This is a genomic window from Candidatus Pelagibacter sp. uisw_091, from assembly GCF_059512525.1.
On sequence record NZ_CM183455.1, the window covers coordinates 33,297 to 56,551 of the forward strand.

Here is a 23,255-nt window from a genome sequence, read left to right on the forward strand (position 1 = left end):
AATGAAGAGTATAAATATTTTTTGCTTTGGTTTTGGCCAAGTAGCAAAAAGTTTTATAAAAAAACTTATTATTGAAAAATATAATATTACATTAACAGCCACATCTAGAAATAAATCTTCAAAAGAAAATTTCAATGGGATTAATTTTAATAACTATTTATTTGATAATGATAAATTTGATAATAATTTGTTGCTAGAATTAAAAGAAGCAAATCATATTTTAGTTTCAATACCCCCAGAAAAACAAGATGACCTAGTAGTAAAAAATTTTTCTAATTTTATTAAAAGCTCCAAAGTAAAATGGATAACTTATTTGTCTTCTACTAGTGTTTATGGAGATCACAAAGGTGAGTGGGTAAATGAAAATAGCCAAACAAAACCAACATCATTTAAGGGCATTTCAAGACTTAGGGCTGAAAATTTATGGCTTTCACTTCAAATAAATAAAAATTTGCCTGTTCAGATATTTAGATTGTCAGGAATTTATTCTAATGAAAAAAATGTTTTAGTGCGTCTAAAATTAGGAACCGCCAAACTAATTAGTAAAAAAGATCATTATTTTTCAAGAATTCATATTGAAGACATTTCAAACATATTGTTTAAATCTTTATCTAAATTTAAATCAGGAGAAATATATAATATAGCTGATGATAGGCCGTCACCCTCAGAAGAGATAACATTGTATGGCTCTAAATTATTGAATATAAAAAATTTAGAAAAAATCGAAATTAATAATCTAGAAAGTGAAATGTTAAAAAATTTTTATAAAGATTCAAAAAAAATAAGTAACACAAAAACAAAAAAATATTTTTCTTATAGCTTTAAATTTCCTACTTATATAGAGGGACTAAATTATATTAGAGACAATTTTATCTAATTCTAAATTAATTTTTTTAAGACTATGTTTATTCGATAGACTATGATCACCATTTTTAATAATCACTAATTTCTTTTTCGCTCTTTTAAAGATTTTTAAAATTTTCTTTGAGTAGCTTTTGGGAACCACCTCATCTTTATCACCATGAATCATTGTAACATTTATTTTTGATAGTATTTTTTTATTTAAGACTTTGTTTCTTCTACCATCTTTTATTAGTTGATATGAGATTGGATATTCATAATTACCATGCTTCAAATTGATAATTCCTTTTTTTATTATTTCATTTTTCATTCTTTTTGTAAATTTTTTCCACATCAAATTTTCTAGAAATTCTGGAGCAGAGCCTATTCCTAAAAAACCTTTAATTTGCTTTTTAAAATACTTAAATTGATTTAGTGATAACCACGAACCCATGCTTGAACCTACCAAGATAAAGTTATTTTTTTTTACTTTTCTTTTAATTAAAACTTTAACATCCTTAGACCACTTACTAATATTACCATTAGTAAATTTTCCTGTAGACTTTCCATGACCAGAGTACTCAAGAGCAAGAAAACCTAATTTATTTTTTTTTGCATAATTAAAGATAGATATAGGTTTATCTCCTTCAATATCTGACATAAACCCATGTAAAAAAATTATATAGAGACTGTTTTGAACATTATTACTTAAATATCTAATTTTCTTAAGATTTGTTATCTTTAGGTATTTAAATTTACTCATAAAAGTTTATTAGAATTAATTCTTAATATATAGTTCTATCAAATGGCCTCAAAATTAAAAGTTTTACAAGTAATACCAAAGCTTGGATATGGCGGTGCAGAAACAGGTTGCTATGATCTTGCTCATTATCTACCAGAAAATAATTGTTCTTCTTTTATTGTTACCAGTGGAGGAGAGTTATTAAAGTTTATTGATCAAAAAAAAGTAAAATTAATTAAACTTCCAGTTCACAGCAAAAATCCTATTTTGATGCTTTTTAATACAATAGCTTTAATTTTAATTATCTTATTACATAACATCTCTATTGTTCATGCGAGAAGTCGAGCACCAGCCTGGTCATGTTTAATTGCAACAAAAATTACAAGAAGAAAGTTTGTTACAACTTTCCATGGCACTTACACTTTTAAAAGCTCAATTAAAAAATTGTACAACTCTGTAATGGTTAGATCTAATCTAGTAATTGCAGGGTCAAATTTTATTTTTTCACATATTAAAGACAACTATTCAGAATACTTAAATCTAAAAAAAAAATTTTTAGTAATTTTTAGAGGTATTAATGTTGATTATTTTGATCCATCAACCACATTAGAAAATGAAGAAGATGATCTTCGTTTAAGTTGGGGGGTACCTATAGATAAAAGATTAATTTTAATGCCAGGTCGATTAACTTCATGGAAAGGACAGGAAATATTTATTGAAGCATTAAATTTTGCAAACAAAGAACTAGGACATCAATCCTTTTATGCTGTTATTTTGGGAAGTGATCAGGGTAGAGATATTTATACCAAAAAAATAAAAAGATTAGCTGAACAGTATAGATTAACATCACAGCTAAAATTTGTAGAACATTGTAAAAATATGCCTTTAGCTTACAAAATCTCTAATTTAGTAATTTCAGCATCAATAGAACCAGAGGCATTTGGAAGAGTTGCAATTGAAGCTCAATCAATGGAAAAGCCAATAATTGCGAGTAATATTGGAGGATCTAATGAAACAATAGATAATAATGTGTCTGGCTTTTTATTTGAATCAGGTAACCCTAAATCTTTATGTAAAAAAATAGTAGAAGTTTTAAATTTAGATGAATCCTCGTTGAAATCCATAGGCATTGAAGGTAGAAAAAATATAATTAAAAAATTTAATGTTGAAAAAATGTGTTTTTCTACATATTCAGAGTACAAAAAGTTATTAAATTAAATGCCATTAATTACACTACCAGATGGAAACAGTATTAAATTCCCAAATAAAGTAACGGGATTAGAGGTTGCAGAAAAGATTAGTAAATCTTTATCAAAGCAAGCCACAGTTATTAGTGTTAATGAAGAACTTAAAGACTTAAATTATATCATAGATAAAGATTGTTCTATTAAAATTTTTACTTCTAAGGATAAAGAAGGTTTAGAGACTATTCGTCATGATACTGCGCATATAACAGCAATGGCTGTGCAAGAACTTTTTCCAGGAACCCAAGTTACTATTGGCCCAATTATAGAAAATGGATTTTATTATGATTTTTCAAGAAAAGAACCTTTCACAGTAGAGGACTTAAATAAAATTGAAATTAAAATGAAAGAAATTGTCGATAGAGACGTTCCAACTACAAGAGAAGTTTGGAGTAGAGATAAAGCAATAGCACACTTTAAAGAGAAGGGAGAAATATACAAAGCTGAAATTATTGAAAGCATTCCTCAAGGAGAAGATGTTTCTATATATTTTCATGGAGATTGGCATGACTTATGTAGAGGACCACACCTAGCATCAACAGGAAAAATTGGCAAATATTTTAAATTAACAAAAGTATCAGGTGCTTATTGGAGGGGTGACTCCAATAATGAAATGTTGCAAAGAATTTATGGAACAAGTTGGGCATCACAAAAAGACTTAGATGAATATTTAAAAAGAATAGAAGAAGCTGAAAAAAGAGACCATAGAAAACTGGGAAAAGAAATGGATTTATTTCATTTTAGAGAAGAAAGTCCAGGATCAGTTTTTTGGCATGAAAAAGGTTGGAAACTATTTCGAAAGTTGGTTGCTTATATGAGAAGTAGACAAGATAAGGCTGGCTATAAAGAAGTAAATACTCCTGAAATTTTAGATAGAGCTTTGTGGGAGAAGTCTGGCCACTGGGAAAAATATGGTGAGCACATGTTTACATCTCAAACACCTGATGAAAAAATATTTGCAATTAAACCAATGAATTGTCCAGGTCATGTTCAAGTATTTAATCAAGGCTTAAAGAGCTATCGAGATCTACCTCTAAGAATTTCAGAATTTGGAAAAGTTCATAGATATGAACCTTCAGGAGCACTACATGGGTTGCTAAGAGTTAGAGCCTTTACTCAAGATGATGCTCATATTTTTTGTACAGAGGATCAAATAACAGAAGAGTGTTTAATTGTGACAAATCTAATTTTAGATATTTATAAAGATCTTGGTTTTGAAAATGTAATATTAAAATATTCAGATAGGCCAGATTTGAGAGTTGGTGACGATAGCGTTTGGGATAAAGCAGAAAAAGCTTTATTAGATGCTGTTAAAGCATCAAAACTCAAATACACAATTAATAAAGGTGAGGGAGCTTTTTATGGTCCTAAAATTGAATTTGTTTTAAGAGATGCTATTGGTAGAGATTGGCAATGTGGAACCTTACAAGTAGATTTAAATTTACCAGAAAGATTAGATTCATCTTTTGTCGATAATGATGGAACTAAAAAAGTTCCAGTAATGCTTCATAGGGCATTGTTCGGTTCACTAGAAAGATTTATAGGAATACTTATAGAAAACTACGCAGGAAAATTTCCATTTTGGATAGCTCCTTTACAAGTAGTTGTAATACCTATTTCAGAAGAATTTGACACATATGCAAAAAAAGTTAATGAAAAAATTAATCATGCTGGCATGAGCTCTGAAGTAGATTTAAAAAATCATAATTTGAATTATAAAATTAGAGAACATTCTTTATCTAAAATACCACTTTTGTTGATTTGTGGTAAAAAAGAAGTTGACAGTAACTCAGTAACGATTAGAAGACTAGATACTAATGAACAAGAAAATATGGAATTAAACTTATTCTTAAAAAAATTCTCAGCTTTAAACAAAGCACCCTCAAACTAAGTGGCAGATTTTAAACAAAATTACTTTCAAAGAAGAACTAAAGACAGAGGGCCTAAGTCTAACAATAGAATTACTGCACCAGAAGTTCAAGTTATTGGAAGTGATGGTGATAATATAGGAATATTAAATACTAATGAAGCTATAGCAATGGCCAAAGAACAAGGTTTAGATTTAATAGAGATAGCTGCAAATGCAAAGCCACCCGTATGTAAGATTATTGATATGGGTAAATTTAAGTACGATGCTCAAAAAAAAGCAAATGTTGCAAAAAAGAAACAAAAAATTGTTTTGTTAAAAGAAATTAAAATGAGACCAGTCACAGAAACTCATGATTATGATTTTAAAGTTAAAAATGCCAAAAAATTTATTGGCAAAGGTGATAAAGTAAAATTTACTATAAGATTTAAAGGTAGAGAGTTACAACATTCACACTTAGGAAGAGAACTAATGAATAAAATAAAAGCTGATATGCAAGATATTGGCAAAGTAGAGCTGCATCCAAAGTTTGATGGAAAGCAAATGATCATGGTTATTCAGCCTTTATAAGACTTAATAGAGGTTGTAAATCTATTCCAATATTTGTATAAGACCGCTAAATTATGCCAAAATTAAAAACTAAAAGTTCAGCAAAAAAAAGATTTAAGATCTCAGCAACTGGCAAGGTTATGATGGCCCAAGCTGGAAAGAGACATGGAATGATCAAAAGAACAAATTCACAAATCAGAAAATTAAGAGGCACGACTGCTATGTCAAAACAAGATGGCAAAATAGTTAAATCATACATGCCCTACAGTTTAAGAGGATAAAATGGCAAGAGTAAAAAGAGGTGTAACAAGTCACGCTAAACATAAAAAAGTTTTAAAAGCTGTCAAAGGGCAATGGGGCAGAAGAAAAAATACAATTAGAGTTGCAAAGCAAGCTATGGAAAAGGCTATGCAATATGCTTACAGAGATCGTAGAACCAAAAAAAGAGAATTTAAATCTTTATGGATACAGAGAATTAATGCAGGCGTCAGGTCTGAAGGATTAACTTATTCAAAATTTATAAATGGATTATCTAAGTGTGGAATTAAGCTAGATAGAAAAATATTAGCTGAAATAGCATACGATAGCCCAGAAGCCTTTAAAACTATCGTACAAAAAGCTCAATCGGCACTAAATTAATCTTCACTATTGTTTTTCTTCGGTGAAGAAATAATCTCTCAATATGTCTGATATTAAAAAAATAAAAGATGAATTTCTTTTAAAGTTAAAAGAAAATTTAGATTTAAACCAAGTCAATCAAATTAAAACAGATCTATTTGGTAAAACTGGGTTGATTAGTTCTCAATTCAAGATGCTAGGAAAAGTAGCTGAAGAAGAAAGAAAGAAATTCGCATCAGATTTGAATTTAGTAAAAGATGAGCTCCAAGATTTAATAACTAAAAAAATTAACAACATCGAAACAAAAGAGATTAATCAAAAGTTAGAACAAGAAAAAATAGACATTACTTTACCAGAGAGACCTTTTATTCAGGGAAAAATCCATCCTGTATCTCAAGTTATAGATGAAATTTCTTCAATTTTTTCAGAAATTGGTTTTAGTGTTAAAGAAGGGCCTGATGTTGAAAATGAATATAATAATTTTACAGCATTAAATACACCTGACAACCACCCAGCAAGAGATATGCATGATACTTTTTATCTAGATGATAAAAAAGAATTATTATTAAGAACTCATACTTCTCCAGTTCAAATTAGAACAATGTTAAATGACAAACCACCTTTTAAAATAATAGCACCTGGTAGAACTTATAGATCTGATAGTGATCAAACACATACACCGATGTTTCATCAAGTAGAGGGATTACATATCGATAAAAATATTAATATGGGACATCTAAAGGGGTGTTTAAATTATTTTATAAAAGAGTTTTTTGAAATTAATAAAATTAGAATGAGATTTAGACCAAGTCACTTTCCTTTTACAGAACCTTCAGCTGAAGTTGATATTGGTTATGAAATCAAAGATGGAAAAATAGTAATTGGTGAAGGAGATAGGTGGCTTGAGGTTTTAGGCTGTGGAATGGTTCATCCAAATGTCTTAAAAAATGTAAAAGTAAACCCTAATGAATTTCAAGGATATGCATTTGGAATAGGCATAGATAGATTGGCAATGCTAAAGTATGGAATTAATGATCTAAGATCATTTTTTGATTGTGATTATAGATGGATAAATCATTTTGGATTTGATCCAATAGATGTGCCAACAAACTATAGAGGATTAAGCAGATGAAGATCACAACAAGCTGGCTTAAAGAACATTTAGATACTAAATTAAGTGAAAATCAAATTATTGATAAACTTACAGATGTTGGTTTGGAAGTAGAAAGTGTTGACAGCCAATTAGGTGAGTTAGATAAATTCATAATTGCTAAAATTTTAAAAGCAGAAAAACATCCAGATGCAGATAGACTCAGAGTTTGTGATGTAGATATTGGGCTAGGCAATCCTGTTAAAGTTGTTTGTGGTGCAACTAATGCAAAAGAAGGATTAATGACAATTTATGCACCACCGGGTGCTGTTGTACCAAAAAATCAAATGAAACTATTAGTAAGCAAGATAAGAGGTGTAACCTCTTATGGAATGCTTTGTTCAGAGGCTGAGCTCAACTTGTCAAAGGAGAGTGATGGCATTGCAGAACTTTCTACAAAAAAATATGAGAAGAAAATAGGGGAAAATTATTTTCCTAAAAATAGTATAAATATAATTGATATATCTATTACACCAAATAGGGCAGATTGTTTGGGAGTTAGGGGAATAGCAAGAGATTTAGCTACAGCAGGCTCTGGTACATTAAAAAAATTAAAAACAGAAAAGTTAGTTCAAAAAAAGAAACAAAAATTAAGCGTAAAAATAATTAAAGAAAAAAACCAAGGATGCACTTCTTTTGGAAGTTGTTTGATTGAAGGCGTAAAAAATATGGAGAGTCCAGACTGGCTAAAGAAAAAAATAATATCATTAGGTCAAAAACCTATCTCTGCAATAGTCGATATTACAAACTATGTAATGTTTGATTTAAACAGACCATTACATGCTTATGATGTTGATAAGATAGACAAAGGAATAATTATAAGAAATTCTAAGAAAGGTGAGAAATTTAAAGCCTTAGATGATAAAGATTACAATCTTGAAGATAATATGTGTGTTATTACAGATGACTCAGGCGTTTTAGGTTTAGGAGGAATAATTGGAGGAACAAGATCTGGAACTGAACTAGATACAAAAAATATATTAATTGAATCTGCTTATTTTAACCCAAGATCAATTAGAAAAACTTCTAAGATTTTAAATATAGACACTGATGCAAAGTTTAGATTTGAAAGAGGAATTGATCCATTATCAATAGAACAAGGACTTCAACGAGCTGCTGAATTAATCAAAAAAATCTGTGGAGGAGAAGTTAGTAAGTTCGATATTCAAAAAATAGAAAATGTGAAAAATAATTTTGTAAAATTTGATATACAGTTATTTGAAAAAATAACAGGTTTTAAAATTGATCAAAAAGAAATGATTAAAATACTAACTAGCCTGGGTTTTGAAATAAAAAAACAAAAAAAATTACTACTATTAACAGTACCTTCGTGGAGACCTGATATTAAACAGGAAGTAGATATAGTTGAGGAGTTAGTGAGAATTAAAGGCTATGATCAAATTAAGATAATCGAACCTGAAAAAATTAGAAATAAAAATACTTTAAACAAAACGCAAAAATTATTTCACTTTTTACAGAGATCTATTGCATCAAAAGGATACTTGGAAGCCATTACATGGTCTTTTACTGACAGTAAAATTAATCAACTATTTATTGAGAATAATAAAGAAATCAAAATAGTTAATCCTATAAGCACAGATTTAAATGTATTGAGAAGCTCAATTTTTTCAAATTTAATTATTAATCTAAATAAGAATATAGGAAGAGGATTTAAGGATTTATCAATATTTGAAATAGGTCCAACTTTTTCAGGATCTAAACCAGGTGAACAACAAACTGTAGTTAGTGGATTAAGGACTGGCAAACTATCTAGACAGAGCTGGTTAGAGCAAGGGAGGCTAGTTGATGTTTTTGATGTAAAAAGAGATGTTATTCAAAGCTTAGTTGAAGCTGGGTTCAATAAAGATAAATTCTATATTGATGACGAAACACCAAGCTATTATCATCCAGGAAAATCTGGAAGAATATTTCTTAATAAAGATAAAGAAAAAGTGGTAGCTTTTTTTGGTGATATTCACCCAAATATATTAAAAAAGTTGGATATTAAAGTTGAAACGTTAGTAGGGTTTGAAATATTTTTAGAAAATATAAAGCAACCAAAAAAATCATTAAAAAATCAAAAAACTCAATATAAGTACTCTGATTTTCAAAAATCAGAAAGAGATTTTTCTTTTACTTTAGATAAAAATTTTAAAGTCCAGGAATTAATAGATATAATTACTAATGTAGATAAAGATTTAATAAAATCTGTTAAAGTATTTGATGTCTATGAGGGTGAGAATATTGATAAAAACAAGAAGTCAATTGCATTAAATGTTACCATTCAATCTTCAGAAAAAACATTAAATGAAGAAGATTTAAATAAAATAAACCAGCTTATTATTTCAATTGTAGAATCAAAAACAGACGCAAAGATTAGATCGTAGTCATGACGAAAATTGATCACATCAGAAACTTTGCAATTATTGCCCACATAGACCACGGTAAATCAACTATAGCTGACAGAATAATTCATACATGTGGTGGCCTTACAGAAAGAGAAATGAAGGCACAAGTTTTAGACTCAATGGATATTGAGAGAGAAAGAGGGATAACTATTAAAGCTCAAACTGTTAAACTTAACTATAAAGCAAAAGATGGAAAAGAGTATATTCTAAACATTATAGATACTCCAGGACATGTAGATTTTAGTTATGAAGTCAGCAGGTCTTTGTATGCATGTGAGGGATCCATTTTAATAGTTGATAGCACTCAAGGAGTAGAAGCACAAACATTAGCAAACGTTTATCAAGCTTTAGATACTAAACATGAGATAGTTCCTGTTTTAAATAAAGTTGATTTGCCTGCTTCAGATTTAGAAAAAACAAAGACACAAATAGAAGATGTAATAGGTATAGATACTGAAAATGCCATACCTTGCTCAGGGAAAACAGGTGAAGGTATAGATGATATTCTAGAACAAATTATTATATCACTACCAGCTCCAGAAGGAGAAAAGGATGCAGATTTAAAATGTTTACTAGTTGATAGTTGGTACGACACTTACTTAGGAGTAGTTATTTTAGTTAGAGTTATTGATGGAAAAATTTCTAAAAATATGAAGATTAAAATGATGTCTACAAATCAAGAATATGTGATTGAAAAAGTAGGTGTATTCACTCCAAAAGCAACTGATGTTAACGGGTTAAATGCAGGAGAAATTGGCTTTATAACGACAGGTATAAAAATTTTATCAGAAACAAAAGTGGGGGATACTATTTGCGACGCAAGTAAACCACTTCAAGAAGCACTACCAGGATTTAAACCTAGTAAGCCAGTTGTATTTTGTGGATTATTTCCGGTAGATAGCTCAGAGTATCAAAAATTAAAAGATGGTTTAGGCAAGCTTCAATTAAATGATGCTAGCTTTTCGTACGAAGCAGAATCTTCTTCGGCTCTAGGATTAGGTTTTAGGTGTGGTTTTTTAGGACTTCTTCATTTAGAAATTGTTACCGAAAGGTTAGAACGAGAATTTGATATTAATCTACTAACTACAACACCTGGTGTTGTTTACAAAGTTCATATGAATAAAGGTGAAGTAATAGAACTACAAAATCCATCAAGCCTGCCAGAACCAACATTTATTAAATACATCGAGGAGCCATGGATAAAAGCAACTATTATTACACCTGATGAGTACCTAGGTGCCATAATAAAGGTTTGCCAAGATAAAAGAGGACTCCAGACTAACTTAAGTTATTCTGGGAATAGAGCAGTATTAAACTATGAAATTCCTTTAAATGAAGTTGTTTTTGATTTTAATGACAGATTAAAATCAATGACAAGTGGGTATGCTAGCTTCGACTATGAAATTATAGGTCATAGAGAGGGAGATTTAGTAAAACTTGGAATACTTGTGAATGCTGAGCCAGTAGATGCACTATCAATGATGGTACATAAAGATTTTGCTCAAAGTGTAGGAAGAGAAGTTTGTGAAAAATTAAGGGACTTGATTCCACGTCATAATTTTATGATTCCTGTACAGGCTGCAATTGGTGGAAAAATTATAGCAAGAGAAACGATAAAAGGTTTCAAAAAAGATGTTTTAACTAAAATTCATGGTGGTGGAGCTAGAGATAGAAAAAGAAAACTATTAGATAAGCAGAAAAAAGGAAAAGCTAGAGGTAAACAATTTGGAAAAGTAGAAATACCACAAGAAGCATTTATAGGTGTGTTAAAAATTAACAAAGAAAAATAAATGAAAATATTTGATTGTTTTTTATATAATGATGAGAATTTAATATTAGATATTAGACTCAATACCCTTAATACTTTTGTAGAAAAATTTATTATTGTTGAATCACAATATGATCATCAAGGAAATAAAAAAAAACTTAATTTTAAGATAGAAAATTTTAACAATTTTAAAGACAAAATAATTTATTTAGTTGTAGACAGTTTTCCCAAGGGTCTTACTAATTGGGAGAGAGAAAATTTTCAAAGAAACTATCTTACTAAAGGCTTAAGTACTGCTCTTGATGAAGACTATATTATGATATCTGATGTTGATGAAATACCAGATTTATCAAAAATTAAGGAAATTCAAAATTCAAAATTTACAGTATTTGAACAGAATATGTATTATTATAAAGTTAATATTATAAATCAAACAAATCCTAATTGGTATGGAAGCAGAATATGTAAAAAAAAATTTTTAAAATCACCACAATGGCTAAGAAACCAAAAGATTAAAACTTATTCATTTTGGAGATTTGATAAAATACGTTGGAATATTATAAAAAATGGAGGTTGGCATTTTTCATTTTTAATGACAGCAGAAGAGATAAAAAAAAAATTAAGCTCATATGCTCACTCTGAATTTAATAATGAAAAATATAACAATTTAGATAAAATAAAAAAATCAATAGCCAATAAATCAGATCTTTTTGATAGGCCTATTATTTATAAACAAATTAAATTTGATCAAACATTTCCAAATTATATTTTTAAGAATCAAGAAAAGTTCAAAAATTGGATTGTTTAATTATAAAATTTAATTAGGAGAGATGGCTGAGTGGTTTAAAGCGCACGCTTGGAAAGTGTGTGTACTGTTAAAGGTACCCAGGGTTCGAATCCCTGTCTCTCCGCCAGAAATTAAAAAAGTCCTTTAATATAGGGCCTTATTTAATGATATTATGTGAATTAATATGATTAATTTTCCTCTTTTTTTATAAAAATGTTATAATTAACTAACTTCCATTAAAAAATATGAAAAATAACTCCACATATCAAGCAGACTCCATTAAAGTTTTAAAAGGTCTTGAAGCTGTTAAAAAAAGACCAGGAATGTATATCGGTGACACCGACGATGGAACTGGTTTGCATCACATGGTTTATGAAGTTGTAGACAACTCAATAGACGAAGCTCTAGCAGGTCACTGTAAAAATATAAATGTTAAGATAAACGCTGATGGAACTATTACTGTTAGAGATGATGGTAGAGGAATACCTGTTGATATGCATAAAGGTGAAAAAATGTCTGCTGCAGAAGTTATTATGACACAACTTCATGCTGGAGGAAAATTTGATCATGATTCGTACAAAGTTTCAGGTGGCTTACACGGTGTTGGAGTTTCAGTTGTAAATGCATTATCAGAAAAATTAAAATTAGAAATAGATAGAGATGGAAATAGATATTTTATTGAGTTTAAAGATGGAACCTCAAAAGCACCACTTAAAGTTATAGGTAAATCAAAAGAAACTGGAACTCAAATAACATTTTTGCCATCAAAAGAAATTTTCTCTTCAATAAAATTTACTCCAAATATTATTATTAAAAGAATGAGAGAGCTAGCATTCCTTAATAAAGGAATAAAAATAACAATTAACGACTTAACCCAAAAAAAAGAAAAAATAATTGTATTTAAATTTGATGGCGGTGTTTTAGAATTTGTTGATTTTTTAGATGAAAAAAGAGAAAAACTTATAAACAAAACAGGAAATGATTTATTTAAAAAACCAATTTATATTGAAGGTAAAAAAGATAATATTGAAATTGAATGTTCTTTAAAGTGGAACGCAAGCTATGGTGAGGATATTTATCCTTACACAAATAATATTTATCAAAAAGATGGTGGTACTCATTTATTAGGATTTAGAAGTGCATTAACGAGAGTAATCAATAAATATGCATCAGAACATAATTTATTAAAGAAAAATAAATTAACAATATCAGGTGATGACATTAAAGAAGGTCTTACATGTGTTATTTCAGCAAAAATACCCGATCCAAAATTTTCCTCTCAAACAAAAGATAAGCTGGTTTCCTCTGAAGTGAGAATGATTGTAGAAAGTATTGTTAGCGAAAAATTATCAATATGGTTTGATCAAAATCCTACAACATCTAAAGTAATCTTAGCAAAAGTAATGCAAGCAGCATTGGCAAGAGATGTGGCTAGAAAAGCTAGAGAAAATGTAAGAAGAAAAGGAGCCTTAGAATTAAGTGGCCTACCTGGAAAATTAGCTGATTGCCAAATAGGAAAACAAGAAGGAACAGAATTATTTATAGTCGAAGGAGACTCTGCAGGTGGTTCAGCAAAACAAGGTAGAAACAGATCAAACCAGGCAGTTTTACCATTAAGAGGAAAAATTCTGAATACTTATGTTGAGGAAGTTGCTCTAAAAAAAAATAATAATAGAGATGGTAATGAATATAGAACAAAATCATTGGCTAAGATGATGTCATCTAATGAGGTTGTAACTTTAATTAATGCACTTGGGCTCGATCCAAAGAATGAAGAAATAGATTTAAAAGACTTAAGGTATGGAAAAATTATTATTATGACCGATGCCGATGTTGATGGATCACACATTAGAGCTTTATTGTTAACGTTTTTTAACAACAAACCATTTAATAAATTAATTGAAAATGGACATGTTTACCTTGCTCAACCACCTTTATTTAAAATTAACAAAGGTACAAAAGGGATTTACATTAAAGACGAAAATGAATTAGAAAATTATATTTTAAAAAATAACAAAGGTCTGCAAAAAATTAAAAAAGGAACAAAAGAATTCATTAAAGCTTATGATGAAGAAAAATCTAGAATGAGCATTCAAAGATTCAAGGGACTAGGTGAAATGAATCCAGAAGAATTATGGAGTACTACACTAGACCCCGAAACAAGAAACTTGTTACAAGTACAATATTCAAAAGATCTAAAAAAAGATCAGAATCTTATTCATACCCTGATGGGTAATGATGTTGCTTTAAGAAAAGATTTTATTGTTTCAAATGCAATTAATGTTCAAAATTTAGACATTTAATAATGAAGTTTTTTGAAACTTCAAAATATTTTTCATTAAAAAAATCTACATATATCAACCTAAGATGGATAGCTATTATTGGTCAGTTGATTACTGTAAATATAATTTATTTTATCTTTGATTTTAAATTTAATATAATTTTAGAAAATTTAATAATTTCAATTGGAATACTAAGTAACCTTTATTTGATTTATATTAATAAGAATACTCAGTTACTTGATAAAACCGCATTTTTATTCTTATTAATTGATATCTTACAATTAAGTTGTTTAATTTTTTTAACAGGAGGAATTGCAAATCCTTTCTCAATTTTTTTAATAATCCCAATTATTTTTTCATCTTCAAACCTAGGGTTTAAAAGTAATTTTCTATTAGTAAGTATTACTATTTTGATAATTATTTTACTTACCTTTTTTCATATGCCACTACCTTACCCTGTAAATGAACATTTTCACGTTGATGGATACTATTACTACTCTATGCCTATAGCATTAATTATTGCTTTAATCTTTTTAAATTATTTTGCTTTAATGTTTGGTAAGGAGTCTAGAATTAGAAAAGAAGCTTTGAATAAAATGGAAGAGATTATGTCAAAAGAACAAGAGCTGTTGTCATTAGGAGGTCAAGCTGCAGCAGCTGCTCATTCATTAGGTACACCATTTTCTACAATAAAGATTATTTCTTCAGATTTATTAAATCAATTTAAAGACAATGTTGAAGCTAAAAAAGATATTGACCTTTTGATGAGTCAGATAGAAAGATGCAGTGAAATATTAAAAAAATTAACATTAGATCCTATTATTGAAGATAATTTTATTGATAAAGATTTATCTATAGCTGATTACCTGAATGAAATTGTAAAGTCTTTTAAGGAAACAAGTAAAAAAAAATTTGTTATAAATTTTTCAGAAAACTTAAATATATTACATATTAGTAAATCCATTGAGATAGTTTATGGATTAAGAAATTTTATTGGTAATGCTAATAAATTTTCGAAGAGTAAAGTTTTTATAGGTTTGAAAAGTAATAATGACAATACTGAAATTATAATCGAAGATGATGGCGAAGGTTACCCCAACGATGTATTAAGAAAAATTGGTGAGCCTTATATTAAATCATATAAATCTTCTATAAAATCTAAATCAGGATTAGGTCTTGGTATTTTTATAGGCAAAACCTTACTTGAAAAAAATTATGCAGATATTTTATGTAGAAATTCAACAACAAGAGGTGGCGCAGAAGTTAATATCAAATGGAAGAATAAAGATCTTTTAAGCCTTTAGTGTAATTTATTTTTATTTTCAAATAATCCAGCTAGTTGTGAAATCATTACATCTCCAAGTTCATGTACATCTGTTATCTTGATAGCTTTATCATAGTATCTAGAAACATCATGCCCAATACCAATAGCTAAAATTTCAACATCACTTTTGTTTTCTATAAATTTAACTATTTTTTTTAAATGTTTTTCAAGAAAGTCTCCAGAATTAACAGATAAAGTAGAGTCGTCCACTGGTGCTCCATCTGAAATCACCATTAAGATTTTTCTTTCTTCTCCTCTTTTTTTAATTCTATTATAAGCCCAAGATATAGCCTCTCCATCAATATTTTCTTTTAAAAGTCCTTCTTTAAGCATTAAACCTATATTATTTTTAGCTTGTCTCCATTGAGTGTCTGCACCTTTATAGACTATGTGTCTTAAGTCATTAAGTCTTCCAGGGCTTTTTGGTTTATCATTTTTAGCCCAAGCTTCTCTACTTTTTCCACCTTTCCAGTTTTTAGTAGTAAAACCCAATACTTCAACCTTAACCGAACATCTTTCCAGGGTTCTAGAAAGTATATCTGCACAAAGTGCTGCAATTGTTATAGGACGCCCACGCATTGATCCTGAATTGTCGATTAACAAAGTTACTATGGTATCTTTAAAATCAAGATCTTTTTCTTTCATAAAAGATAGTGAATTATAAGGGTCCATTATAATTCTTGTTAATTTAGAGCTATCTAATAAACCTTCTTCTAAGTCAAATTCCCAAGCTCTATTTTGCTTTGCCAGTAGTTGTCTTTGTAATTTATTTGCAAGTTTAGTTATTAGATCCTGGAAACTAACAAGTTGTTGATCTAAACTTTTTCTCAATCTTTGCGCTTCTTTTATATCCTCTAAGGTTTCAGCTTTTGCAATTTCATCAAATTCTGTAGTAAAGATTTTGTATTCTTGATCTACATTATTTGAATTAGTTTTTTGCATTACATTTTCTGTGTCCTCTTTAAGAGATTCAGAATCTTCCATTTGTTTATCTGTTTGATGGTCACTAAGGTCGAAACCTGCTTCTAAACTTGTCTGTGTTTCATTTTGCTTATTTTCATCTTTTTTCCCATCTGACTGATTCTCATCATCATTTTCAGATTTGTTTTCTTGTTCATTATCCTTTTGATCATCATCTTCGTTATTATCATCATTACTTGAATTAAAAACATCCATATTTTGAAGGATTTCTGAAAATTTCAAACTATAGTTATCTTGATCTTCTAAATTTTTATTTAAAAAATCTAAATGCTTATCAATAGAGGAGGTAAAATCATTTTCCCAAAAACTTAACATTTTTGAAGACACAGCATTAAGCTCTAAATTTAAAAATTTTTTTAACATATAAAGCTCAAAAGCTTCTGTTACAGGAACATCTTCTTTGTTTTTTAACTGACCTTTATGAGTTGAAATTATTTTCTGGTTATAATTTTCAATTAAATTTTTTTTAACTCCTTTAAGCATTTTTCCACCCAAAATTTCATACCTAATTTTTTCTGCAATATTGTATAGTGACTTACATGATGGATTATTAGGCAAGTTTTTATTAAATATTTCTTTATTTGAAAACTTCTTTTTAAGTGCACCTGAATCTGTTTCTGCTCTTAATCTAACAAAATCATTTTTATTCGATAAATTTGTTACATCAAAAAAGTCTATTTTTTTTGATGTTAAATCTTTATCAATTTTTTTGATATCTATTTTGTAATCTTCAGAAATTACTTTTGCGGTAGAGATTAGAGCTTGTTTAAATTGTTCTTTAAAATTATCTTCTTTATTGCTCATTTAAATCTGAATATTGACCATCGATTCTGGCAGTTCGTCACCAAAACATCTTTGGTAGTATTCAGCTATAGTGTTCTTTTCTATATCATCACATTTGTTTAGGAATGTAACTCTAAAGGCATATCCTGTATCTTTAAAGATTTCTGCATTCTCAGCCCAATGTAATACAGTTCGTGGACTCATAACTGTTGAAATATCTCCTGCTATAAAACCTTTTCTAGTTAAAGAGGCTACCTTAATCATGCTGGATACTTTTTCTTTACCTTTGGGGTTGTTTAAATTCTTATTCTTTGCCAAAATAATTTCCATTTCTCGATCAAGGCTTAAGTAATTTAAAGATGTAACGATATTCCATCTATCCATCTGTCCCTGGTTTATCTGTTGTGTACCATGATATAGTCCAGTCGTATCTCCCAATCCAACTGTATTAGAGGTTGCAAATAATCTAAAAAATTTATTTTGTTTTATCACTTTGTTTTTATCCAAAAGAGTAAAATTCCCTTCGGCTTCTAATACTCTCTGTATAACAAACATCACATCTGGTCTTCCAGCATCATATTCATCAAATACAAGAGCGACAGGATTTTGAATAGACCAGGGTAAAATGCCTTCTTTAAATTCTGTAACTTGTTTTCCATCTTTTACAACAATCGCATCTTTGCCAATAAGATCAATTCTACTTACATGACTATCTAGGTTTACTCTAATACAAGGCCAGTTTAATCTTGCAGCAATTTGTTCGATATGTGTTGATTTGCCAGTTCCATGGTATCCCTGAACTAAAACTCTTTTATTAAATGCAAATCCAGATATGATTGCCAATGTAGTGTCTCTATCAAATTTATAATTTTTATCTATTTCAGGTACATATTCACTTTTTTTTGAGAAAGCATCAACTTCCATATCCGAGTCAATTCCAAAACTTTGTTTTAAAGATATCTTTATGTCTGGTTGTATATTTAAATTAGGTGTCAATTTTTTTCCTATATGTATTTTTTAGCTGAGTGTAAGCTAAAGTAATTAGTTTAAGTTTTTCTTCGTATTCTTTATTTCCTAAATTAATATCAGGGTGAAATTTTTTGACAAGGGTTTTGAATTTATCCTGTATTTGTTCCCATTTTAAACCAACAGAAACACCCAGAATGCTAAAAGCTTTAATATCATTAGCATCAAATTTGAATTGATTCATATGATTGTATTCACCTCTAAGTTTAGTCTTATCAAACTCATCCTTTAAGGTATTGTTCCAAAGAACTTTAAAAAAGTTATCCGAAGAACTAAAACTTTGAGTAGGTTTGTGCCAAGTCATATCTGACTTTAAAAAATCAAATACTTGCTCATCATCCATTCCTTTAAAATAATTCCAATTTTTGTTAAATTCTTTAACGTGAGGTAAGCAAAGTAGCCTGTAGCTTTTACTATTATCTTTCTCAATTGGTGCCTTGTATTCACCAATTTGAGAACAATTATTCCAGTCACAAATATTTTTCATGTTATATAATAATAAAATAATACTTATGAATATAAATGAATTAATTGCAATTGTTAAAAATAAGCTTGAAATGGAAATTGTTATTCAGAGTCTTGAAATTGAAGATAAGAGCTTCTTACATAAAAATCATAAGGGTCACCAAGAGGGAAAATTTCACCTAAAGTTAATAATAAATTCAGAAGAACTTGGTAAAATAAGTAAGATAGCTTCAACTAAAAGAATCTATAGTATTTTAGATCTCGAGTTAAAAGAGTATATTCACTCAATTCAAATTCTACTAAATTAATTCTTTCTTTAAAAAGAGACTAATATTTTTTTCATTAAACTGTAGTTTATATATTGGAGATCCTATCTTCTTAAGTAGGACCAAATTAATTTTATGTGTATTATTTTTTTTGTCTTTCTTCATAAAGGACAAAATTTTATTTAAATGTTTTATAGAAAAAAACTTATTGATGTTCTTTGGAAGGTTTAATTTATTTAAATGGTTTTCAATTAAGTTAAATTCTTTAATATCTAAAATATTATTTAATAAACTAAATTTTGCTGCTGTTTTAATGCCCAATATAACCGCCTCCCCATGGTTAAGTTTTTTTGAATATCCTAGAGTTGCTTCGTATGCGTGAGCAAAAGTATGTCCAAAATTTAAAATTTTTCTAAGACCTATTTCTTTTTCATCAGCTTCAACAATTTTCTTTTTAATAGAGCAACTTTTAAAAATTGCTTTTTCTATTAAAGGACTCTTAAGATTCAAAACTTGAGAACCATTTTTATCTAAAAAACTAAAAAATTTTCTATCAGCAATTATCGCATGTTTTAAAATTTCTCCATAGCCACATACAATTTCTCTTTTAGGTAGAGACTTCAGAAAGATAATGTCAGAAATAACTAAACTAGGTTGATAAAATGCACCAATTAAATTTTTACCATATTTGCTATTTATTCCAGTTTTACCACCAATCGAGGAATCAACTTGTGACAACAAAGTGGTAGGTATATTGATAAATTTTAATCCTCTTTTGAACATGCTGGCTGCAAAACCAGACACATCACCAGTGATACCGCCTCCGATGGAAATAACACAGTCATTTCTATTAAAATTTTTACTTAGTAGGATAGATAAAATATTATTTATACTCTTTTGACTTTTGTTTTTTTCGCTAGAGTTAAAGTAATAAACAGATATTTTTTTTTTAGGTAAAGAGTTTAAGATTTTATTTATTAGCTTTTTAGGTACATTTTTATCAGCAACAACAAGACATTTGTTGAAGTTAACTAAATTTTTTTTTAAAATTAGTTTTAGTTTATTTAAGATATTATACCCTATAAAAATTGGATATTTTTGATTACCAGTTTTTATCTGCAATTTAATTAAGCTCATAAATTTTTATAACTTTTTTTACTATCTCAGTTTTTGTAAGTTTATTACAGTTTATTTTAAAATTTGACTTTGCATATATTTTTGACCTATTTTTAATCATTTTTCTTATTTCTTGGTCTGTAGACTCAAATGCAAGAGGTCTTTTTTTACTACCCTTAATTCTTTTAGTTAAAATTAATTCATCCCAATTAAGCCAAAATGAGAAATGGTCTGTAAGAATTTTTTTCCTAATTTTGTCATTAATAAATGCACCACCTCCAAGTGCAATGACACTTTTAATTTCTTTCAAAGATCTAAGTGTAATTTTTTCTTCAAGATTTCTAAAATAAATTTCACCTCTCTTCTCAAAGATTTGCGAAATACTCATTTCAGCATTTTCTACAATCAAACTATCTATATCAATGAATGGAAGATTTAGTTCCTTAGAAACTAACTTGCCAATAGAGGATTTTCCAGACCCCATCATGCCTAAAAAAACAAGGTTTTTATTTGAATTCATAAACTTTCTTTATTGAAAAAACACAAATATGTCTTAATTTGAAATTAATAGAGAATATATGCAATTTTCAAAAAATACAAGTACCGGCAAAAGTAAAAGCTTTTTAATTAAAATGTTAATAGTTTTAACAGTTATTTTTGGTGCAGTGATATTGTTAGGCAAAGTTGATTTTCCATCCCCTATTAAAGAAATTGAAAAAATTATTCCAAATGAAAACCTTAAAATTGTTAAATAAAAAATATTTATTAGTTACTATTTTTTATTTTTTTTTTGGATTTACTGCTCAATCTCAAGAACCCATTGATATATGGAGCACTGAAGATAAAAAAGTTACAGAAAATCTTGATGTGACTGAAAATATTGAGGAAAAAAATATTGTAAAAGAGAATAGCATTTATGAGATGCAATCAAAAAAAAATTTTGAATTAAAGATAAAAGAAGATCAAACATTGATTTCAAATGAAATCAAAATTGTAGGTTTGTATGATCCTGCAGAAAATGGACTAAATATTAATATGTGGTCTAATTCAAATGGTGATCAAATCTTAAGTATATTCAAAAGAATTAATAAAATGCAGCTCTCAAAAGATGCTTCAGAAATTTTAGATATATTACTTTTAACAAACGCTTATTACCCAGAAATAAATATATCAAAAAATCAATTTATAGAATTAAAATCAAAGTGGTTTATTAAAAACTCTAACCTTCAGTTAATCGAAAATTATTTATTAAAAAATCAAATTATTAATGAACATCCAAAACTTGCTAGATTGTTGGTAGATGATTATCTTTCTAGATCTCAAGTTAAAAAAGCATGTGAAATTTTTTCTAAAATTCAAGATACTATTCAAGATGATTATTTATCAAAATTTAATATTTATTGTTTGATTAATAATAACAAAAGAGAAGAAGCTCAATTATTGCTAGATTTAAAAAAAGAACTTGGTTTCAATGATAAATTTTATGAAAAAAAAATAAGTTATTTAATGGGCTATACTGATCAGCCAGATTTAGAAGTTTCAGAAAAAACTATTTTAGAATTTCATTTATCCCATAGAACTAACCCTCAATTTAAATTTGAACCAAATAGCTCTACTTCTAAGAAAATTTGGAAATACTTATCAACATCAAATTTATTAGATAACATTAAAGATATAGAGCTTACAGATTTAGATAAAATTAGTAGTATTGAAAAAGCCACACATGAAAAACATTACGTGGAAAAAGAATTATTTCAACTTTATAAAAGATTTCAATTTAATATTAATCAATTATTAAATATTAAGGAATCCACAAAAGTATTATCAGCCATTGAATCAAGAGCATTAATCTATCAAGGAATTTTAATTACAACTGAAATTAACAGTAAACTTATACTAATAAATGCTTTAAAGAATTCATTCATAAATGAAGGTATTGAAAATGCATTTGATGTTGAGCTAAGAGCATTTTTAAAAGAAATTGATAAAGAGGAAGTTCCTTCAAATTTTACTTTATTTTATAACAATTATATAGACTCAGATAAAACTGAACTTACTAATATTAAAATAAATAATAAAATTTTACATCAATCAAAATTGATTAATTATTTTAAGGGTGAAGGGTCATTAAAAAAAACAAGCAAAGATTTAAATGATTTATTAAAAAAAATAAAAAAAAATAAAAAATACTTCTTTTCAAAGAAAGATATTATTTTAGTTGAGGCTTTTAAATCAGATGGAATTAAGGTTTCAGAAAAATTCAAAGATCTTTATGAGGTAAAAGAATCAGAAATGCCATCTGATATTCAAATATTTATTAATAGTGGTGATATGGCTGCTGCTATGCTTAGAATTGTTGAGGTTATTGGACAAGATGAGTTACAAAATATTGATGAAGACACCCTATATTTTATAATTAGTACACTTAATCAGCTAGATGCAGACCCATTAAGAAATAAAATTCTTCTTAAAATTCTTCCTTTAAAAGTTTAAAATTTATAATAAAATAATTATGAAATATGTCAGTTAAAACAATTTTAACAGAACCAAATAAGTTATTACGTCAAGTATCAAAACCAGTTGACAGTGTAAGTGATAAAGAAAGAGAGCTAATGGATGATATGCTTGATACAATGTATGATGCACCTGGTATTGGACTAGCAGCTATCCAGATTGGAGTTCCTAAAAGAATTATAGTCATGGATGTCAGTAGAGACGAAGATAAAAAAAAACCAATGTATTTTGTCAACCCTGTAATTAAAAATAAAAATAAAGAGAAGGCAAAATATGAGGAAGGGTGTTTATCTGTACCAGATCAATTTGCAGAAATAGAAAGACCTAATGCATGTGAGATTGAATATTTAGATTATCATGGAAAAAAACAACTATTAAAAGCTGATGGATTATTAGCAACTTGTATTCAGCATGAAATGGATCATCTAGAGGGAATTTTGTTTATTGATTATTTATCAAAACTTAAAAAATCAATGATTATAAAGAAACTCTCTAAAGTAAAAGTTAATAGAAAGATTCTTTAGA

Annotated in this window: 22 protein-coding genes and 1 tRNA gene; 17 read left to right on the forward strand and 6 right to left on the reverse strand. The window is 28.2% G+C overall.

What is annotated here, in order from left to right:
* Window position 1 precedes the first annotated feature (1 nt).
* Window positions 2-877, forward strand: coding sequence for an NAD-dependent epimerase/dehydratase family protein (locus tag AC5YGA_RS00150; RefSeq protein ID WP_415308479.1), 876 nt, complete (start codon window positions 2-4; stop codon window positions 875-877).
* Here the strand turns inward: AC5YGA_RS00150 and AC5YGA_RS00155 are convergent.
* Complete coding sequence (locus AC5YGA_RS00155) at window positions 848-1,603, reverse strand: alpha/beta hydrolase (protein ID WP_415308481.1); 756 nt, start codon at window positions 1,601-1,603, stop codon at window positions 848-850. The genes AC5YGA_RS00150 and AC5YGA_RS00155 overlap by 30 nt on opposite strands.
* Before the next feature lie 42 nt (window positions 1,604-1,645).
* Between AC5YGA_RS00155 and AC5YGA_RS00160 the strand changes: the two genes are divergently transcribed.
* The 12 genes from AC5YGA_RS00160 (at window position 1,646) to AC5YGA_RS00215 (ending at window position 15,559) form a co-directional block, all read left to right on the forward strand.
* Window positions 1,646-2,800: a glycosyltransferase family 4 protein gene (locus tag AC5YGA_RS00160; protein WP_415308483.1), complete on the forward strand. Its 1,155-nt coding sequence runs from the start codon at window positions 1,646-1,648 to the stop codon at window positions 2,798-2,800.
* Window positions 2,801-4,717: a threonine--tRNA ligase gene (gene thrS, locus AC5YGA_RS00165; RefSeq protein WP_415308485.1), complete on the forward strand. Its 1,917-nt coding sequence runs from the start codon at window positions 2,801-2,803 to the stop codon at window positions 4,715-4,717.
* The gene (infC, locus tag AC5YGA_RS00170) at window positions 4,718-5,263 is read left to right on the forward strand and encodes a translation initiation factor IF-3 (protein WP_415308487.1); all 546 of its coding nucleotides are present in this window, start codon (window positions 4,718-4,720) and stop codon (window positions 5,261-5,263) included.
* A gap of 53 nt (window positions 5,264-5,316) precedes the next feature.
* Window positions 5,317-5,523 carry a 50S ribosomal protein L35 gene (gene rpmI / locus AC5YGA_RS00175; RefSeq protein WP_006997462.1) on the forward strand — a complete coding sequence of 69 codons (207 nt, stop codon included), beginning with the start codon at window positions 5,317-5,319 and terminating at the stop codon, window positions 5,521-5,523.
* Window position 5,524: 1 nt separating this feature from the next.
* Window positions 5,525-5,881, forward strand: a complete 357-nt coding sequence (rplT, locus tag AC5YGA_RS00180) for a 50S ribosomal protein L20 (RefSeq protein ID WP_271495602.1) — start codon at window positions 5,525-5,527, stop codon at window positions 5,879-5,881.
* A gap of 43 nt (window positions 5,882-5,924) precedes the next feature.
* Window positions 5,925-6,992: a phenylalanine--tRNA ligase subunit alpha gene (gene pheS / locus AC5YGA_RS00185; RefSeq protein ID WP_415308489.1), complete on the forward strand. Its 1,068-nt coding sequence runs from the start codon at window positions 5,925-5,927 to the stop codon at window positions 6,990-6,992.
* Window positions 6,989-9,397 carry a phenylalanine--tRNA ligase subunit beta gene (pheT, locus tag AC5YGA_RS00190; RefSeq protein ID WP_415308491.1) on the forward strand — a complete coding sequence of 803 codons (2,409 nt, stop codon included), beginning with the start codon at window positions 6,989-6,991 and terminating at the stop codon, window positions 9,395-9,397. The genes pheS and pheT overlap by 4 nt, the downstream gene beginning before the upstream one ends.
* 2 nt (window positions 9,398-9,399) lie before the next feature.
* The gene (lepA, locus tag AC5YGA_RS00195) at window positions 9,400-11,208 is read left to right on the forward strand and encodes a translation elongation factor 4 (protein ID WP_415308493.1); all 1,809 of its coding nucleotides are present in this window, start codon (window positions 9,400-9,402) and stop codon (window positions 11,206-11,208) included.
* Window positions 11,209-11,994, forward strand: coding sequence for a glycosyltransferase family 17 protein (locus AC5YGA_RS00200; RefSeq protein ID WP_415308495.1), 786 nt, complete (start codon window positions 11,209-11,211; stop codon window positions 11,992-11,994).
* Between the two features lie 16 nt (window positions 11,995-12,010).
* A tRNA-Ser gene (locus AC5YGA_RS00205) sits at window positions 12,011-12,100 on the forward strand.
* A 118-nt stretch (window positions 12,101-12,218) separates the two neighbouring features.
* Window positions 12,219-14,276, forward strand: a complete 2,058-nt coding sequence (locus AC5YGA_RS00210; RefSeq protein ID WP_415308497.1) for a DNA gyrase subunit B — start codon at window positions 12,219-12,221, stop codon at window positions 14,274-14,276.
* A 2-nt stretch (window positions 14,277-14,278) separates the two neighbouring features.
* A complete protein-coding gene (locus AC5YGA_RS00215; RefSeq protein WP_415308498.1) occupies window positions 14,279-15,559 on the forward strand; it encodes an ActS/PrrB/RegB family redox-sensitive histidine kinase in 1,281 nt (426 codons plus the stop codon).
* On the opposite strand, the gene AC5YGA_RS00220 is transcribed toward AC5YGA_RS00215, so the two are convergent.
* From AC5YGA_RS00220 to AC5YGA_RS00230, 3 genes are read right to left on the reverse strand one after another with little or no spacing between them, the layout of a single operon-like run.
* Window positions 15,556-17,364, reverse strand: a complete 1,809-nt coding sequence (locus AC5YGA_RS00220) for a cobaltochelatase CobT-related protein (RefSeq protein WP_415308500.1) — start codon at window positions 17,362-17,364, stop codon at window positions 15,556-15,558. The genes AC5YGA_RS00215 and AC5YGA_RS00220 overlap by 4 nt on opposite strands.
* On the reverse strand, window positions 17,365-18,339 hold the full coding sequence (cobS, locus tag AC5YGA_RS00225; protein ID WP_415308501.1) for a cobaltochelatase subunit CobS: 975 nt from the start codon (window positions 18,337-18,339) through the stop codon (window positions 17,365-17,367).
* On the reverse strand, window positions 18,329-18,856 hold the full coding sequence (locus AC5YGA_RS00230; RefSeq protein ID WP_415308503.1) for a J domain-containing protein: 528 nt from the start codon (window positions 18,854-18,856) through the stop codon (window positions 18,329-18,331). The genes cobS and AC5YGA_RS00230 overlap by 11 nt, the downstream gene beginning before the upstream one ends.
* 25 nt (window positions 18,857-18,881) lie before the next feature.
* On the opposite strand from AC5YGA_RS00230, the gene AC5YGA_RS00235 reads away from it, so the two are divergent.
* Window positions 18,882-19,142, forward strand: a complete 261-nt coding sequence (locus AC5YGA_RS00235; protein ID WP_415308505.1) for a BolA/IbaG family iron-sulfur metabolism protein — start codon at window positions 18,882-18,884, stop codon at window positions 19,140-19,142.
* Here AC5YGA_RS00235 and aroB read toward each other — a convergent pair.
* Both aroB and AC5YGA_RS00245 read right to left on the reverse strand, forming a co-directional pair.
* On the reverse strand, window positions 19,134-20,237 hold the full coding sequence (gene aroB, locus AC5YGA_RS00240) for a 3-dehydroquinate synthase (protein WP_415308507.1): 1,104 nt from the start codon (window positions 20,235-20,237) through the stop codon (window positions 19,134-19,136). The genes AC5YGA_RS00235 and aroB overlap by 9 nt on opposite strands.
* Entirely contained in the window at window positions 20,224-20,736 is a 513-nt protein-coding gene (locus AC5YGA_RS00245; RefSeq protein ID WP_415308509.1) for a shikimate kinase, read from the reverse strand. Before AC5YGA_RS00245 ends, aroB begins: the two co-directional genes overlap by 14 nt.
* Before the next feature lie 58 nt (window positions 20,737-20,794).
* Here AC5YGA_RS00245 and AC5YGA_RS00250 point away from each other — a divergent pair, with 58 nt between their 5' ends.
* Genes AC5YGA_RS00250 through def form a run of 3 tightly spaced genes read left to right on the forward strand, consistent with a single transcriptional unit; the run spans window position 20,795 to window position 23,254 of the window.
* The gene (locus AC5YGA_RS00250) at window positions 20,795-20,971 is read left to right on the forward strand and encodes a hypothetical protein (protein WP_415308510.1); all 177 of its coding nucleotides are present in this window, start codon (window positions 20,795-20,797) and stop codon (window positions 20,969-20,971) included.
* The gene (locus tag AC5YGA_RS00255) at window positions 20,946-22,709 is read left to right on the forward strand and encodes a hypothetical protein (RefSeq protein WP_415308511.1); all 1,764 of its coding nucleotides are present in this window, start codon (window positions 20,946-20,948) and stop codon (window positions 22,707-22,709) included. Before AC5YGA_RS00250 ends, AC5YGA_RS00255 begins: the two co-directional genes overlap by 26 nt.
* Before the next feature lie 26 nt (window positions 22,710-22,735).
* Window positions 22,736-23,254 carry a peptide deformylase gene (gene def, locus AC5YGA_RS00260; RefSeq protein WP_415308513.1) on the forward strand — a complete coding sequence of 173 codons (519 nt, stop codon included), beginning with the start codon at window positions 22,736-22,738 and terminating at the stop codon, window positions 23,252-23,254.
* Window position 23,255 lies beyond the last annotated feature (1 nt).

Coding starts and splice junctions, on each gene's coding strand:
- AC5YGA_RS00150 (WP_415308479.1), top strand. CDS start 2: ATGAAGAGTATAAATATTTTTTGCTTTGGTTTTGGCCAAGTAGCAAAA.
- AC5YGA_RS00155 (WP_415308481.1), bottom strand. CDS start 1,603: ATGAGTAAATTTAAATACCTAAAGATAACAAATCTTAAGAAAATTAGA.
- AC5YGA_RS00160 (WP_415308483.1), top strand. CDS start 1,646: ATGGCCTCAAAATTAAAAGTTTTACAAGTAATACCAAAGCTTGGATAT.
- thrS (WP_415308485.1), top strand. CDS start 2,801: ATGCCATTAATTACACTACCAGATGGAAACAGTATTAAATTCCCAAAT.
- rpmI (WP_006997462.1), top strand. CDS start 5,317: ATGCCAAAATTAAAAACTAAAAGTTCAGCAAAAAAAAGATTTAAGATC.
- rplT (WP_271495602.1), top strand. CDS start 5,525: ATGGCAAGAGTAAAAAGAGGTGTAACAAGTCACGCTAAACATAAAAAA.
- pheS (WP_415308489.1), top strand. CDS start 5,925: ATGTCTGATATTAAAAAAATAAAAGATGAATTTCTTTTAAAGTTAAAA.
- pheT (WP_415308491.1), top strand. CDS start 6,989: ATGAAGATCACAACAAGCTGGCTTAAAGAACATTTAGATACTAAATTA.
- lepA (WP_415308493.1), top strand. CDS start 9,400: ATGACGAAAATTGATCACATCAGAAACTTTGCAATTATTGCCCACATA.
- AC5YGA_RS00200 (WP_415308495.1), top strand. CDS start 11,209: ATGAAAATATTTGATTGTTTTTTATATAATGATGAGAATTTAATATTA.
- AC5YGA_RS00210 (WP_415308497.1), top strand. CDS start 12,219: ATGAAAAATAACTCCACATATCAAGCAGACTCCATTAAAGTTTTAAAA.
- AC5YGA_RS00215 (WP_415308498.1), top strand. CDS start 14,279: ATGAAGTTTTTTGAAACTTCAAAATATTTTTCATTAAAAAAATCTACA.
- AC5YGA_RS00220 (WP_415308500.1), bottom strand. CDS start 17,364: ATGAGCAATAAAGAAGATAATTTTAAAGAACAATTTAAACAAGCTCTA.
- AC5YGA_RS00230 (WP_415308503.1), bottom strand. CDS start 18,856: ATGAAAAATATTTGTGACTGGAATAATTGTTCTCAAATTGGTGAATAC.
- AC5YGA_RS00235 (WP_415308505.1), top strand. CDS start 18,882: ATGAATATAAATGAATTAATTGCAATTGTTAAAAATAAGCTTGAAATG.
- aroB (WP_415308507.1), bottom strand. CDS start 20,237: ATGAGCTTAATTAAATTGCAGATAAAAACTGGTAATCAAAAATATCCA.
- AC5YGA_RS00245 (WP_415308509.1), bottom strand. CDS start 20,736: ATGAATTCAAATAAAAACCTTGTTTTTTTAGGCATGATGGGGTCTGGA.
- AC5YGA_RS00250 (WP_415308510.1), top strand. CDS start 20,795: ATGCAATTTTCAAAAAATACAAGTACCGGCAAAAGTAAAAGCTTTTTA.
- AC5YGA_RS00255 (WP_415308511.1), top strand. CDS start 20,946: ATGAAAACCTTAAAATTGTTAAATAAAAAATATTTATTAGTTACTATT.
- def (WP_415308513.1), top strand. CDS start 22,736: ATGTCAGTTAAAACAATTTTAACAGAACCAAATAAGTTATTACGTCAA.